17 protein-coding genes and 4 tRNA genes are annotated in these 13,853 nt (G+C 45.2%); 6 read left to right on the top strand and 15 right to left on the bottom strand.

Annotated elements, in window-relative coordinates; genetic code table 11:
* Positions 1-41: 41 nt before the first annotated feature.
* The 13 genes from rplL to rpsU all read right to left on the bottom strand — a co-directional run bounded on the left by rplL (position 42) and on the right by rpsU (position 6,188).
* A complete protein-coding gene (rplL, locus tag Tanf_RS04600; protein WP_014225275.1) occupies positions 42-416 on the bottom strand; it encodes a 50S ribosomal protein L7/L12 in 375 nt (124 codons plus the stop codon).
* Between the two features lie 42 nt (positions 417-458).
* Positions 459-986 (bottom strand): 50S ribosomal protein L10, encoded by a 528-nt coding sequence (gene rplJ / locus Tanf_RS04595; protein WP_014225274.1) that lies wholly within the window; start codon positions 984-986, stop codon positions 459-461.
* Between the two features lie 22 nt (positions 987-1,008).
* Positions 1,009-1,704: a 50S ribosomal protein L1 gene (gene rplA, locus Tanf_RS04590; RefSeq protein ID WP_014225273.1), complete on the bottom strand. Its 696-nt coding sequence runs from the start codon at positions 1,702-1,704 to the stop codon at positions 1,009-1,011.
* Positions 1,705-1,718: 14 nt separating this feature from the next.
* A complete protein-coding gene (gene rplK, locus Tanf_RS04585) occupies positions 1,719-2,165 on the bottom strand; it encodes a 50S ribosomal protein L11 (RefSeq protein WP_014225272.1) in 447 nt (148 codons plus the stop codon).
* 61 nt (positions 2,166-2,226) lie between these two features.
* Positions 2,227-2,769 carry a transcription termination/antitermination protein NusG gene (nusG, locus tag Tanf_RS04580; protein ID WP_014225271.1) on the bottom strand — a complete coding sequence of 181 codons (543 nt, stop codon included), beginning with the start codon at positions 2,767-2,769 and terminating at the stop codon, positions 2,227-2,229.
* 11 nt (positions 2,770-2,780) lie between these two features.
* On the bottom strand, positions 2,781-2,969 hold the full coding sequence (gene secE, locus Tanf_RS04575) for a preprotein translocase subunit SecE (RefSeq protein ID WP_014225270.1): 189 nt from the start codon (positions 2,967-2,969) through the stop codon (positions 2,781-2,783).
* Between the two features lie 16 nt (positions 2,970-2,985).
* Positions 2,986-3,058: transfer RNA gene (locus tag Tanf_RS04570), tRNA-Trp, on the bottom strand.
* 48 nt (positions 3,059-3,106) lie between these two features.
* Complete coding sequence (tuf, locus tag Tanf_RS04565; RefSeq protein ID WP_014225269.1) at positions 3,107-4,294, bottom strand: elongation factor Tu; 1,188 nt, start codon at positions 4,292-4,294, stop codon at positions 3,107-3,109.
* A 59-nt stretch (positions 4,295-4,353) separates the two neighbouring features.
* Positions 4,354-4,425, bottom strand: a tRNA-Thr gene (locus Tanf_RS04560).
* Between the two features lie 119 nt (positions 4,426-4,544).
* Positions 4,545-4,618: transfer RNA gene (locus Tanf_RS04555), tRNA-Thr, on the bottom strand.
* Positions 4,619-4,710: 92 nt separating this feature from the next.
* Complete coding sequence (hpf, locus tag Tanf_RS04550) at positions 4,711-5,010, bottom strand: ribosome hibernation-promoting factor, HPF/YfiA family (protein WP_014225268.1); 300 nt, start codon at positions 5,008-5,010, stop codon at positions 4,711-4,713.
* A gap of 11 nt (positions 5,011-5,021) precedes the next feature.
* The gene (locus Tanf_RS04545; RefSeq protein WP_046825036.1) at positions 5,022-5,921 is read right to left on the bottom strand and encodes a tyrosine-type recombinase/integrase; all 900 of its coding nucleotides are present in this window, start codon (positions 5,919-5,921) and stop codon (positions 5,022-5,024) included.
* A 75-nt stretch (positions 5,922-5,996) separates the two neighbouring features.
* Positions 5,997-6,188, bottom strand: coding sequence for a 30S ribosomal protein S21 (gene rpsU / locus Tanf_RS04540; RefSeq protein ID WP_014225266.1), 192 nt, complete (start codon positions 6,186-6,188; stop codon positions 5,997-5,999).
* A gap of 178 nt (positions 6,189-6,366) precedes the next feature.
* Here rpsU and Tanf_RS04535 point away from each other — a divergent pair, with 178 nt between their 5' ends.
* Both Tanf_RS04535 and Tanf_RS04530 read left to right on the top strand, forming a co-directional pair.
* Positions 6,367-6,888, top strand: a complete 522-nt coding sequence (locus Tanf_RS04535) for a gamma carbonic anhydrase family protein (protein WP_046825109.1) — start codon at positions 6,367-6,369, stop codon at positions 6,886-6,888.
* Entirely contained in the window at positions 6,885-8,021 is a 1,137-nt protein-coding gene (locus Tanf_RS04530; RefSeq protein WP_236684384.1) for a CapA family protein, read from the top strand. The genes Tanf_RS04535 and Tanf_RS04530 overlap by 4 nt, the downstream gene beginning before the upstream one ends.
* Before the next feature lie 3 nt (positions 8,022-8,024).
* Here the strand turns inward: Tanf_RS04530 and Tanf_RS04525 are convergent, their stop codons facing one another.
* Positions 8,025-9,257, bottom strand: coding sequence for a 3-deoxy-D-manno-octulosonic acid transferase (locus tag Tanf_RS04525; RefSeq protein ID WP_046825035.1), 1,233 nt, complete (start codon positions 9,255-9,257; stop codon positions 8,025-8,027).
* On the bottom strand, positions 9,257-10,777 hold the full coding sequence (gene gltX / locus Tanf_RS04520) for a glutamate--tRNA ligase (RefSeq protein ID WP_046825034.1): 1,521 nt from the start codon (positions 10,775-10,777) through the stop codon (positions 9,257-9,259). The genes Tanf_RS04525 and gltX overlap by 1 nt, the downstream gene beginning before the upstream one ends.
* A 276-nt stretch (positions 10,778-11,053) precedes the next feature.
* On the opposite strand from gltX, the gene Tanf_RS04515 reads away from it, so the two are divergent.
* The 4 genes from Tanf_RS04515 (at position 11,054) to Tanf_RS04500 (ending at position 13,776) form a co-directional block, all read left to right on the top strand.
* Positions 11,054-12,055, top strand: coding sequence for a hypothetical protein (locus Tanf_RS04515; protein ID WP_140230701.1), 1,002 nt, complete (start codon positions 11,054-11,056; stop codon positions 12,053-12,055).
* Between the two features lie 121 nt (positions 12,056-12,176).
* Entirely contained in the window at positions 12,177-12,905 is a 729-nt protein-coding gene (gene recO / locus Tanf_RS04510) for a DNA repair protein RecO (RefSeq protein ID WP_046825032.1), read from the top strand.
* Positions 12,906-13,052: 147 nt separating this feature from the next.
* Positions 13,053-13,637, top strand: a complete 585-nt coding sequence (locus Tanf_RS04505; protein WP_014225258.1) for a superoxide dismutase — start codon at positions 13,053-13,055, stop codon at positions 13,635-13,637.
* Positions 13,638-13,704: 67 nt separating this feature from the next.
* Positions 13,705-13,776, top strand: a tRNA-Arg gene (locus Tanf_RS04500).
* The last annotated feature ends 77 nt before the right edge of the window (positions 13,777-13,853 follow it).

Here is a 13,853-nt window from a genome sequence, read left to right as displayed (position 1 = left end):
GGGAGACTTAACCATATCACCTGTTTATCAGGCCATAGACACTATTTAAGCTCAACTTCTGCTCCTGCTTCTTCCAACTTTTTCTTCAAATCTTCAGCTTCGGCCTTAGCCACACCTTCTTTGACGTTGTTCGGAGCACCGTCAACCATATCTTTTGCTTCTTTCAAGCCCAGACCGGTCAATTCTTTCACTAATTTAACGACTGCCAGCTTATTAGCACCGGCGGATTTCAGTACCACATCAAAAGAAGATTTCTCTTCGGCGGCGGCGGCACCGGCAGCCGGACCGGCTGCTACCGCTACGGCTGCCGCAGCCGGTTCAATGCCGTATTCTTCTTTCAAAATCGTCGTTAATTCGCTCACTTCCTTTACGGTAAGATTTACCAATTGTTCTGCAAAAGCTTTCAAATCTGCCATTTTTGTATGATTTAAATGATTATTATTCTATTAATTAAATTTTTATCTCTTCTCGAGCGTTTGTAAAATACCATGAATTGCCTGTCCGGATGAAGATTGCAAAGCAGACATCACATTCTTGATCGGCGACTGCAACAATCCAATCACATCTCCAATCATCTCTTCTCTGCTCTTCAGATTGACCAAAGCATCCAAATTTTCTGCCCCAATGTAGAAACTTTCCTGTACATAGGCAGCTTTCAGTTGAGGCTTAACCTCTCCTTTCATGCCTTTCGTAAAATCCTTCATCAAGCGAGCCGGAGCATTCACCACGTTCGAAAACATAACGGCCGTATTCCCCTTGAGGGTTTCATACAATGCCGAGTAGTCCGTGTCCATGGACTCCAAAGCTTTTTTAAACAAAGTATTTTTTACAACGACTAACTTCACATTTTCCTTGTAACAAACCCTTCTCAACGCACTCGTCTTCTCCGCATCCAAGGCTTCGATGTCCGTCAAGTAGAAGTTTCCATACGCTTTCAATGTTTCGGCCAGCCGTTCAACAACGATACCTTTATCTTCCTTTTTCATCTGTTCCTAAACTTTAAAGTAATTAATCTTCAAGCGTTTTCGGGTCAACCTTTATTCCCGGACTCATTGTACTGGAAAGATAAATGCTCTTTATATAAGTACCTTTGGCTGCCGACGGTTTCAATTTGATAAGCGTTGAAATAAATTCTTTCGCATTTCCGCTTATCTGCTCCGGGCTAAAAGATACTTTACCGACAGAAGAGTGAACGATTCCGGCTTTGTCGACTTTAAAATCGATTTTACCTTGTTTCACCTCTTTCACGGCGTTCCCAATTTCATTCGTTACGGTTCCGCTTTTAGGATTCGGCATCAAGCCGCGAGGGCCCAAGACACGTCCTAATGCACCAATTTTACCCATGATAGCGGGCATCGTGATGATAATATCGATATCGGTCCATCCGCCTTTGATTTTTTCGATATACTCATCCAGTCCTACATAATCGGCTCCGGCCGCTTTTGCCTCGGCTTCTTTATCAGGAGTACACAATACAAGAACCCTTGTTTCTTTACCTGTCCCGTGAGGAAGCGATACTACCCCTCTCACCATTTGGTTGGATTTACGGGGGTCAACACCGAGACGAACATCCACATCTACCGAAGCATCAAACTTAGTTGTCGTGATTTCTTTGACTAATGCCGAAGCTTCCTGCAATGTGTACATTTTCCCTTCTTCAAGCTTACCCGCCGCCAATTTCCGATTTTTCGTTACTTTACTCATCTTCCAATCGACTTTTAATGGTTCGTTTCCGGGAATGTTCCAGTGACCGTAATCCCCATGCTTCGCGCTGTACCGGCGACCATCTTCATCGCAGATTCAACGGTAAAGCAGTTCAGATCGACCAACTTGTCTTCAGCAATGGCCTTCACCGTATCCCAAGTGACTTGCGCCACTTTCTTACGGTTAGGTTGTGCCGACCCGCTCTTTTGCTTGCTGGCCTCAAGCAGCTGCACAGCAACAGGCGGTGTCTTTACAACGAAGTCAAACGTCTTATCCGCATAATAGGTAATTACCACAGGCAACACCTTACCGGCCTTGTCTTGGGTCCTGGCATTGAATTGCTTGCAGAACTCCATGATATTTATCCCTTTGGAGCCCAATGCAGGTCCAACAGGAGGAGAAGGGTTGGCTGCTCCTCCTTTTATCTGTAATTTAATTTGTCCAGCAATTTCTTTCGCCATCTTTTTTTAATTTAATATTTAATTCATATCTTGAAAAAGAACCCATCATTCGTAACCACGACTATTCTTTCTCTACTTGTACATAACTTAATTCAAGGGGCGTTTTACGTCCAAAGATTTTAACAATCACCTTGAGTTTCTTTTTCTCCGCATTCACTTCTTCAATGATACCGCTGAAGCCGTTGAAAGGGCCATACGTCACTTTCACGGTCTCACCTACATCATACTGAACATCGAGTTCTTCCGGTTGCTCCTGTAATTCATCCAGTGTCCCTAACACACGACTCACCTCCGACGGACGCAAAGGAATAGGGTGTTCCACCCCACCCAAAAATCCGATCACATTGGGTATCTCGCGCAAACGATGGATCACCTCGCCCACCAGATTGGCCTCCACCAATACGTATCCCGGCAAATAGGCGCGCTCTTTGACGACCTTTTTGCCATTACGCATGGTAAACGTCTTCTCTGTTGGAATAAGCACTTGTGAAACATAATTTCCCAAGTCCGAATTTCTCATTTCAGCCTCCAGATATTCACGCACCTTATTCTCCTTCCCGCTGATTGCGCGGAGAACATAGAATTTTTGTTGAGAATCTGACATTACAAAAAAACCTATAAACTGTAGATGAATTTCATCACAGCCTCAAATCCGAAGTCAATGGCGCCAATAAGTACTGCTATGATAAGGGAAGCAAACATAACAACGACAGCACTATTTGACAGCTCGGCTTTCGTCGGCCAAGAAACCTTATGTACAAGCTCGTTATACGAGTCTTTGATATAAGCTATTACTCTCTTCATTATTCGTTATTTATTGCACGGAAGGAGAGGCTCGAACTCCCGACACCTGGTTTTGGAGACCAGTGCTCTACCGACTGAGCTACTTCCGTAAAGCACAGTCGACCGTTATGAACCAATCGACTGTATGCTGTTAAAACTTAATCCAACAATTCCGTAATCTGACCGGCACCTACCGTACGGCCTCCTTCACGGATGGCGAAACGCAAACCGATATTACATGCTACCGGATAGATCAATTCCACCTCGATTGTCACGTTATCACCGGGCATAACCATCTCCACGCCACTCGGCAGAGTGATCTCACCCGTCACATCCAGCGTACGGATATAGAACTGCGGACGATATTTATTGTGGAACGGCGTATGACGGCCGCCTTCTTCTTTCTTCAAGATATAAACCTCCGCCTTAAACTTGGAGTGAGGCTTAACCTGCCCCGGATGGCAAAGCACCATACCGCGCTTGATTTCATTCTTGTCAATACCACGGAGCAACAGACCCACGTTATCTCCGGCCTGACCTTCGTCCAGAATCTTACGGAACATTTCAACCCCTGTTACCACGGATTTTTTTCCGTCAGCACCCAGACCAATAATCTGCACTTCATCTCCCGTGTGGACCACTCCCGTTTCGATACGTCCCGTAGCTACTGTACCACGTCCCGTAATCGAGAACACGTCTTCCACCGGCATCAAGAACGGTTTATCCACATCGCGCGGAGGCAGCGGAATCCAAGAATCGACGGCATCCATCAACTCCATGATCTTTTCTTCCCATTTAGCATCTCCATTCAAGCCACCCAAGGCAGAACCCTGAATAACAGGAGTATTATCGCCATCGAAATTATAGAACGAAAGCAGTTCGCGCATTTCCATTTCTACAAGCTCCAGCATTTCAGCATCGTCCACCATATCGCATTTGTTCATAAACACAACCAAACGAGGAACGTTCACCTGGCGAGCCAACAAGATATGTTCGCGAGTCTGAGGCATCGGACCGTCGGTAGCAGCCACAACGATGATAGCGCCATCCATCTGAGCAGCCCCCGTTACCATATTCTTCACATAGTCGGCGTGACCCGGACAGTCTACGTGTGCATAGTGACGGTTTGCCGTCTCATATTCCACGTGCGACGTATTAATGGTAATACCTCTTTCCTTTTCTTCCGGAGCGTTATCGATCGAATCGAACGAACGCAGCTCGGAAAGACCTTTCTTCGCCAAAACAGTTGTAATAGCAGCTGTCAAGGTCGTTTTACCATGGTCAACGTGACCGATCGTACCGATGTTTACATGCGGTTTTGTCCTGTTAAAATGTTCTTTTGCCATAACTCAAATTGTCTTTTATGTAATAATTAATAATTTCCTTCTTCTTTTCTATTTATCCGAGCCGGTGCCGAGACTTGAACTCGGGACCTCTTCCTTACCAAGGAAGTGCTCTACCGCTGAGCTACACAGGCGTTACACATCCGTTCATAAACGCACCATTATTTTCTAATGTACGCACGTACTATAATTATAATAGCCATTCGTTCAAAAACCATCTTTTCCATTCACTTCACCCCCCTCTTCTCTTTCGAGCCTCTTGTCGGATTCGAACCAACGACCCCGAGATTACAAATCACGTGCTCTGGCCAACTGAGCTAAAGAGGCCTTTAGCATAAAATGAGCCGCTTCGTGGTAAGCGAAACGGCTGCAAATTTAGACATTATTTTATTACGTAGCAAATTTCTACTTTCTTTTTTTTACTTTGCCCTGCTTTTTTCTTTTACTTTAATCAATTGCTTCTCTAAAGCAACAACAGCATCATCAACCGCCTCCTCGAATGTATCATTGACTTTCTCGGCAAAAAGGTCGTTGTTCTTTATTTTTAAACGAACACCAACCTGTTTGTTTTGAGCCGATTCCGGCTTCACGACACGCAAGGTCACCTCTGCGTCCAAAATACCGTCATGATACTGATTCAGCTTCGAAACTTTTTTCTGAATAAACGCCTCCAAACGTTCGGTTGCGTCAAAATGAATTGCTTGAACTCTAATTTCCATAATTTACCTCCTTACTTTTTCGCTCTCGGATGAGCATGATACATTTTTTTTAGTTCTTCAAAAGTGATATGCGTATAAACAGAGGTAGAAGCCAGACTGCCGTGTCCGAGCAGCTCTTTCACGGCATTCAACTCCGCTCCGTCATTCAACATACTCGTTGCAAATGAATGCCTGAGCACATGCGGACTGCATTTTGCCAACATCGGGATACCGGACAGCCGCTTTCGAACTATATGATAGACGATGGACCCCGTCAAAGGTTCGCCGTTTTTTCGCACAAAGAGATACCTTGCATCATCGGTAGAAATCACTCTCTCTTTCAACGAGATATAATGAAGTATCATCTCTTTCAAACGCCCTGCAAACGGAATGATACGTTGCTTATTGCGCTTGCCGTTTACCCTGAGTTGCATGGCTTCCATATCAATATCGGCATACCGAATTCCGACAAGTTCCGAGCGTCGCAGACCTGTTTGATACAACATTTCAAGCAGAAGACGGTCACGCCTGCCTTCAAAATCAGAGTCGAAAGATGGACCGTCAAGCAAATCAGCCATCTCTTTCTCTTTCACAAAGAAAGGTAACGGACGAGACTGCTTGGGTCCCACCACCAAACGTACGGGACTTTCAGACAATACCCCCTGCTTCAGCAAAAACTTAAAGAATGATTTCAGCGAACTCAATTTGCGGTTGACTGATCCGGGAGCCATTGACTTGTCTAAAAGAGAAACCATCCACGAACGAACACAATCAGCATCGATCAACCGAACGTCAATCACTGCTCCTTCCGCATTCGCATGGACAAACGACTCAAACTGAAGCAAATCATGCTCGTATGCCATTACAGTATGAGCCGAATACCCCCTCTCATAGCGAAGGTAACTTAAAAATGGCTTAATAAAAACATTCACGTCGCATTGTTTTAATGCGACGAATATAAGGAGATTTTTTTATTAAACCAAAAAAAGGAGTAAAAAAACGAATGATTACTCTTCGGCTTGCTGTAATTGCTGCACGTAAATCGCACGAATACGTTCTTTCCTTTTTTCAACGGAAGGTTTGGTAAAAGCCTGACGTCTTCTTAGCTCTTTTACAACCCCTGTTTTTTCAAACTTTCTTTTGAACTTCTTCAATGCTCTTTCGATGCTTTCGCCTTCTTTTAATGGAACTACAATCATAAACTCTTATTTTAATGCTTATTTTATTTCATCCGTAAAAATCGGGCACAAAAGTACGGATAGTTTTATTACTTACAAAACATTCCGATATATTTTTAACCGAATAAACAACTTCCGTTCTTTTTATCTATCTTTGTACCCAATCCATACAGACAAATTCATCCATAACAATAAAACAATGGCACTTATAAAATCAGTTCGGGGCTTCGTACCCTTGATCGGGAAAGACACTTATCTGGCAGACAACGCAACCATTATCGGAGATGTGGTGATTGGCGAAGGATGCAGTATCTGGTTCGGTGCGATATTACGCGGCGATGTAAACTCGATCCGTATCGGGAACGGGGTCAATATACAGGACGGCTCGGTACTGCATACCTTATATGAAAAATCGACGATCGAGATCGGCGACAATGTATCCGTCGGACATAATGTCACCATTCACGGCGCCAAGATATGTGACGGTGCGCTGATCGGGATGGGCGCCGTAGTGCTCGATCACGCAGTGATCGGTGAGGGTGCCATCGTGGCAGCAGGATCGGTCGTACTAAGCCATACTCAGGTAGAGCCGGGGAGTATTTATGCCGGAGCACCCGCGAAGTTCGTGAAGAAAGTAGACCCCGAGCAATCGAAAGAAATCAATCAGAAGATCGCACGGAATTACCACATGTACGCTTCCTGGTATAAATTGGAAGAATGATGCATCCTTTTTCCAGGAATCTTCTGATTCCGGCACTCACATTCATTGCATCCGTTACGGGCTATGTAGCATGGCATGCTCTGACTCGAGAGAAGAGCTCCGCATTGCCCGAGGACACAGTGCTGCAGATCGGCGAACCGCAACGGGCAAGGCTCGTCTTTGCCGGTGATCTGATGCAACACATGCCACAGGTTCGTGCGGCCCGTCGGCCGGACGGGACCTTCGACTATTCGGAAACGTTTCGTTACGTCAAACCGATCTTCGAAGAGGCGGACTTTGCCATGTTAAACTTCGAAACAACACTCACGCCTACTTCCCGTTATACAGGCTATCCGATGTTTCGCTCTCCGGCACAACTGGCGGATGCCCTTCACGATATCGGCATGGACGCCGTGGTGATGGCCAACAACCATATTTGTGACAACGGGCGAGCAGGAATCGGGTACATGACGGCGCGTTTCGACTCGCTGGGTATCGTTCACACCGGTGCGTTTATCGACAGTACGCGATATCGGATGAACCACCCGTTGCGCTTCGAGGTCAAGGGTATCCGGTTTGCCCTGCTCAACTATACATACGATACCAATGGCGTCCCCATCCCTGAAGGAACGATCGTGAACCTGATCGACACGACAGTCATTCAAAACGATTTAAAGGGAATCGACCGCTCCGAAACGGATTGTATCATCGTGTTCTTTCACTGGGGAGATGAGTACGTACGAAAACCCAACAATACTCAACGGATGCTGGCGGAGCTATGTCATCGCTATGGGACGGAAATCGTGATGGGCAGTCATCCGCACGTGATCCAGCCTTTCGAAGCCGGATACGATACGGACAGCACCATCCGTTCCGTGACAGTCTACTCGCTGGGCAACTTCGTATCGAACCAGCGTGACCGATACAAAGACGGGGGACTGATCGTTACGCTCAATATTGAAAAGAGAAATGGACAAATCTCGATTTGTCCGTACTATACGCCGGTATGGGTTTCCATGCCGAACTATCGCATTCTTCCCCCCTCGGTAGCCGATACGCTTCCGCTACCATCCGGACAACGGGAAAATTACCTCCAATTTATTCAAGACACCCGCACCCTGCTCGATAATGACCGGATATTCAGGGAGAAGTAACGGTCATAAACGCATTTCCCCAAGGATTCGGTCGGTTACACCGCTGTTCCGCCGGACATAATCACCGACGATTTGTCCGGCTTTCGCACGTTGAGCCGGATTACGGATAAATTCATCCATGCGGATTATAAACGCGGCTTCATTCTGTAAAGAGAATCCTCCTCCGCAGGCAATCAGTTCATGCGCTTCGCGAAATTTCTGATATCTGGGTCCGAACAACACCGGGATACCGTAAACAGCCGCTTCAAGCGTGTTGTGGATCCCTTTTCCGAACCCGCCCCCCACATAAGCCACCTCTCCGTAACGATAGATGGACGACAGCAAACCGAAGCTGTCGATAATCAGACAGTCCTTACCGGACACCGGCTGATCGTTCGTCTCGGAGAGACGAATGGAAGGACGATGGAGCAGTGATTCGATATACAGCAGATGTTCCCGTGGAATTTCATGCGGCGCAATGATCAGTTTCACTTCCGGATGCGTATTAAAATACGGAATAAGGATCGACTCGTCTTCGGGCCATGAACTGCCTGCGACCAGAATCAGCGAAGTTCCGTCTCCTGCAAATTCTTTCACCGCGGGAAGCTCGCGTGCCTGCCGCTGCACGGCCATCACCCGGTCGAAACGCGTATCTCCGCACACCTGAACGTTCGTAATCCCGAACTCCGCCAGCAGGCTTCGCGAGGCTTCGTCCTGCACAAACAGACGCTCGAAACAGGTAAGCGCTTTCTTGTACCAGCTTCCGTACCATTTGAAAAACAGCTGTTCACGCCGAAAAATACCGGAGACGAGGTACGTCGGGATCTTTCTTTTTTTCAACTCCGTCAGATAGTTCAGCCAAAACTCGTATTTGATAAAGACTGCCACCGCCGGATTGGCCAGATGCAAAAACTTCCTCACCTTATACGGCGTATCGAAGGGCAAATAACAGATCACATCCGCCCCGTCGTAATTCTTACGCACTTCGTAGCCGGACGGCGAAAAGAACGTCAACAGAATTTTATAGTCGGGATAACGCTTGCGAATCGCCTCCATCAAAGGACGCCCCTGCTCAAACTCACCGAGCGAGGCGGCATGAAACCAGATATATCGGGCATTTCGATCGATCTTCTTCCGAAGGATGCCGTTGGTATGCCACTGCCCCACGCGGGTCATCCGCGCCTTACGATGGAAGAACGAAGACAGTTCGACGGCAAACGCATACAGATGCAATGCCAGTGTATAAACGTGACGCATCAACCTAACACTTCTATCGCACGGCCGATTCTCCGAATCGTCTCTTCCTTACCGATCGCTTCGGTGATATGAAACACTTGCGGCCCGATGCCCTGCCCCACAAGCGCCAAACGTGCGGCATTCATGATATTCCCGAGATTGTACCCTTTCCCTGCAATCCATGTTTTCACATATTCTTCGGTACCCTCTACATCAAACGGCTCACGAGGGCGTAACACCTCGATCAGTTCCGTCAACTGTGCGGCACTGTCTTCCTTCCAGCGTTTCCGGCGCGTCTTCTCGTCGTATGTTTCCGGAGCGACAAAGAAATAATACGTCTGCTCCCACAGCTCGGGCACGAAACTCACGCGCTCTTTCATCAGTCCGACGACTTTTTCGACATAAGCCTCATCCGTACCGACAACACCGTGCTGCTCGAGAACAGGGCGAAACATGGCGGCGATATCTTTATCGCTGCGCTTACGGATATATTGATGATTGAACCATTTGCCTTTCTCGTAGTCGAATTTCGCACCGCTCTTGCTGCAATGGGCCAGGTCAAAAAGTGCGGTCAGTTCGTCCATCGCCATCAGTTCGCGATCATCTCCGGGATTCCATCCGAGCAGTGCCAGAAAATTGATAACGGCCTCGGGCAGATAGCCGCTCTCACGATATCCCGATGACACTTCGCCGCTCTTCGGGTCATGCCATTCGAGCGGAAAGACGGGAAAGCCCAAACGGTCTCCGTCGCGCTTGCTCAGCTTCCCTCCCCCTTCGGGTTTAAGGAGCAATGGCAGATGTGCAAAGCAAGGCATCGTATCGGCCCAACCGAGATAACGATAAAGCAAGACATGCAACGGAGCGCTCGAGAGCCACTCCTCCCCGCGAATCACGTGAGTAATCTCCATCAAATGGTCGTCCACGATATTCGCCAGATGATACGTCGGCAAATGATCGGCCGATTTATACAGCACCTTATCGTCAAGGATCGAACTATTGATAACAACTTCACCACGTATCAGATCGTTCACATGGATGTCTTCGTCCGGTTCGATTTTCGTACGCACCACATAACGGTGTCCCGCATCGATCAGAGACTTCACTTCCTCAGCCGAAAGTGTCAGGGAGTTACGCATCTGCATCCGGGTCGAGGCATCGTACTGGAAGTTCGGAATCTCCTTTCGCTTGGCTTCCAGCTCTTCGGGCGTATCGAAAGCGATATAAGCCCGTCCCGCATTCAGCAATCGGTCTACATACTGTTTGTAAATCTCTTTCCGTTCGCTCTGACGGTAAGGGCCAAACTTTCCTCCATAACCCACACCCTCGTCGAAAGGAAGGCCAAGCCATTGAAACGACTCGATGATATACTCTTCCGCACCAGGCACAAAGCGCTGTGTGTCCGTATCTTCGATACGAAGAATCATCTCCCCGCCATGCTGTTTGGCAAACAAATAATTATACAGGGCTGTACGTACACCGCCGATATGAAGCGGCCCCGTTGGACTGGGTGCAAAACGCACTCTTACTTTTCGTTCCGACATATATTTAGACGAATTTGAATACTTATTACGAATGTGCAAAAGTAAGCAATTTCCACATAATGCCGTCATATCGGAAAAAGTATTTGCCCGACAAACCCATGAAGAGAACTCAACAAATTTATATAGACATGATTTTATATATATAAATAGTTTGTAGCAAGAGCATCTTATTTTTAAACATACCCTAAAAATAAAAGAATAACATATGTATTAGATAAATAAAACTCCATATATTTGTGGCATTATAAGTAAGCACAAAAAAATAAATAGTAGAAAATGAAAAAAATAACATTTTTTCTAATGGTGTATTTAAGTTCACTCTCTTTTGCTTATGGACAAGATACCCCTAAGATGAGGTACGAAGATAAAATCAGAATTAGAGAAGCCATCAATATTTCCAAACAAATGGGAGAAAAAATCTGGAATGGAATAAATAAAGTTCCTTTTGTGATATTACTTGTAACAGACAGCCTTGAATTTTTGGTTAATCACCCTTATCCATCAGATGATTTTAAACTATCAGAAGATGATAAAATATTGAACACAAAAATTCTATACAGGAAAAGACTATTTCCCGATTTCTATTTAGCTACCTTTCCAGCAGTAAATGGGGTGAATTGCATCGTTGTTGGAACACCTGAAAAAACAAACAAGAACTCATCTGATTGGACAATTACCTTATTACACGAACATTTCCATCAATATCAATTTACTTCACAGCACTATTATGACAAAGTAAATGCATTGGATTTATCTGGTGATGACGAAACCGGAATGTGGCAATTAAATTACGCTTTCCCTTATGACAATTCAAATGTTATTGAACAATTCAAAAAATACACTTCCGCATTACTCAAGGTGATTTCTAGTATAGAAAAGAAGTCTTTTAAGAAAGATTTTAGAAACTACTTAACACAAAGGAAAAGACTTAAAAACGCACTAAGTCCTTCTGATTATCGCTATTTTTCGTTTCAAATATGGCAAGAAGGTATTGCAAGATATACTGAATATAAATTCATAAAAGCGTTAGATAATTATATTCCGACGCCCGAAATGGCACAGATAGAAGACTTTACACCTTTTAATAGTTTGAAGGACAAGTTTTATTTATCTGAGTTAAACTCTATAGCGACTTCAAAATTAGAAAAAGATAAACGCGTTAGTTTTTATGCTATCGGATTTGCAGAGGGTATTCTACTTGACAAGCAAAATCCAATGTGGCAGGAAAAATATTTGACTGATAAATTCTATATAGAAAATTACTTCAACAATGAATAGACAGCCTTCTGCCATCACAGGCTAATCGCATCAAAATCTCAAAACAAACACAGCTTCATAAAAACAAACGATTTAAACCAACAGACATCCACATCCGTTTTTTTACTATTTTTGCATCGGGATGCTGTATAAGACAAAGGGAATTGTATTACACACTCTTCCGTACAACGACAAGTACATGATCATCACTGTGTACACGGAAGAATTCGGACGTATTGCTTACATGGTGACGAACTCGCACCGTAAGAAAACAAAGATTCCGCATGCTTTTCTGATGCCTCTTTCCGTCCTTGACATGGAAGTGGAACATCTGAACAACAGAGAGATTCAACGCATATGCGAAGCCCGGCCCGCCTTTCCGGCGATGCAACTCCATCAGCACCCTGTAAAGAACGCCGAAGCCTTGTTCCTGTCCGAAGTTCTCTACCGGGTTATCCAGGAAAAAGAAGCGAACAGACCCTTGTTCAACTACGTGTATCATGCCATCCGATGGCTCGAAATTGCCGACGAAGGCGTCGCCAACTTTCATCTCGCATTTCTATTCCGCCTCTCGAACTACCTTGGCATCCATCCCAATAAAGAACTGTATGCCGAAGGACAATATTTTGATCTGTTGAATGGTACATTTTCGAGTACTCTTCCCGAACACAATCATTATTTAAGCAGGGAGGAGAGCCTCGTCTTCGCCCGTTTGTTAAAAATGAATTTCCAAAATATGTCGGTGTTCACTTTTTCCCGAACAGAACGTACGCGTATCATCCGCCATATTCTCGACTACTACCGCCTCCATCTATCTGATTTTCCGGAGATAAAGTCACTTGAAGTCATGCAAATCCTTTTTGATCAATAAAAAATATCCAACTCTTTAAAGATATCCGAGTCGACATTTGGTTTTTTATCCGAAAGTGCGTATCTTTGTAACGGATAAATTTATAAATTCACTTGTATGAAAGCGATTTTATCAACATTAGTTTTTACATTTTTAAGCATTACACTTATGAGTTTTGAAACACCAAAGCTTCCCTATGCACAGAATGCATTGGAACCTGTAATCAGCCAGCAGACAATTGAATATCATTACGGTAAACATTTACAGAACTATGTAAATACATTGAACAAACTTATAGTAGGTACGGAATACGAAGGAAAAAGCATTGTGGAGATTGTTAAAACAGCCCCCGACGGTGCTATTTTCAACAATGCCGGTCAAGCGCTGAATCATGAACTTTACTTCCTGCAATTCAAGCCTCAGACAGAGCATAACGCTCCTAAGGGCAAACTTGCCGAAGCCATCAATCGCGATTTCGGTAGCTTCGAGGCTTTCCAAAAGAAGTTTACGGAGGCATCCTTAACCTTGTTCGGATCGGGATGGGCTTTCTTATCCATCGATAAAGAAGGTAAATTAGTGATCACACAGGAAGCCAACGGCTCCAATCCGGTACGGAGAGGATACACTCCGATCTTCGGTATCGACGTGTGGGAACACGCTTACTATCTGGATTACCAGAACAGACGTGCCGACCATATCGAAGCGGTATGGAGCATCATCGACTGGGAAGTGGTAGAGAGCAGAATGAAATAAAGACAGGTCGCATCAGTAGGGACTACCGGCCGACGGTTAAAGCGGTTGGCCGGTCCTTTTAAGAACCGGTTCTGTAGTTCAATGGATAGAACGGAAGTTTCCTAAACTTTAAATCCGGGTTCGATTCCCGGCGGGACTACTTTCAGAAGTTGCAGAGCAACAAAAGAAAATCATAAAACGTCTTGGCTTTTTCTAGCCGAGACGTTTTTTTATACT

Origin of the sequence: Tannerella forsythia (genome assembly GCF_001006485.1) — a bacterium.
Taxonomy (GTDB): domain Bacteria; phylum Bacteroidota; class Bacteroidia; order Bacteroidales; family Tannerellaceae; genus Tannerella; species Tannerella forsythia.
The sequence above is the reverse complement of the archived record's forward strand: the minus strand, read 5'-3'. Positions and strand labels throughout refer to the sequence as shown.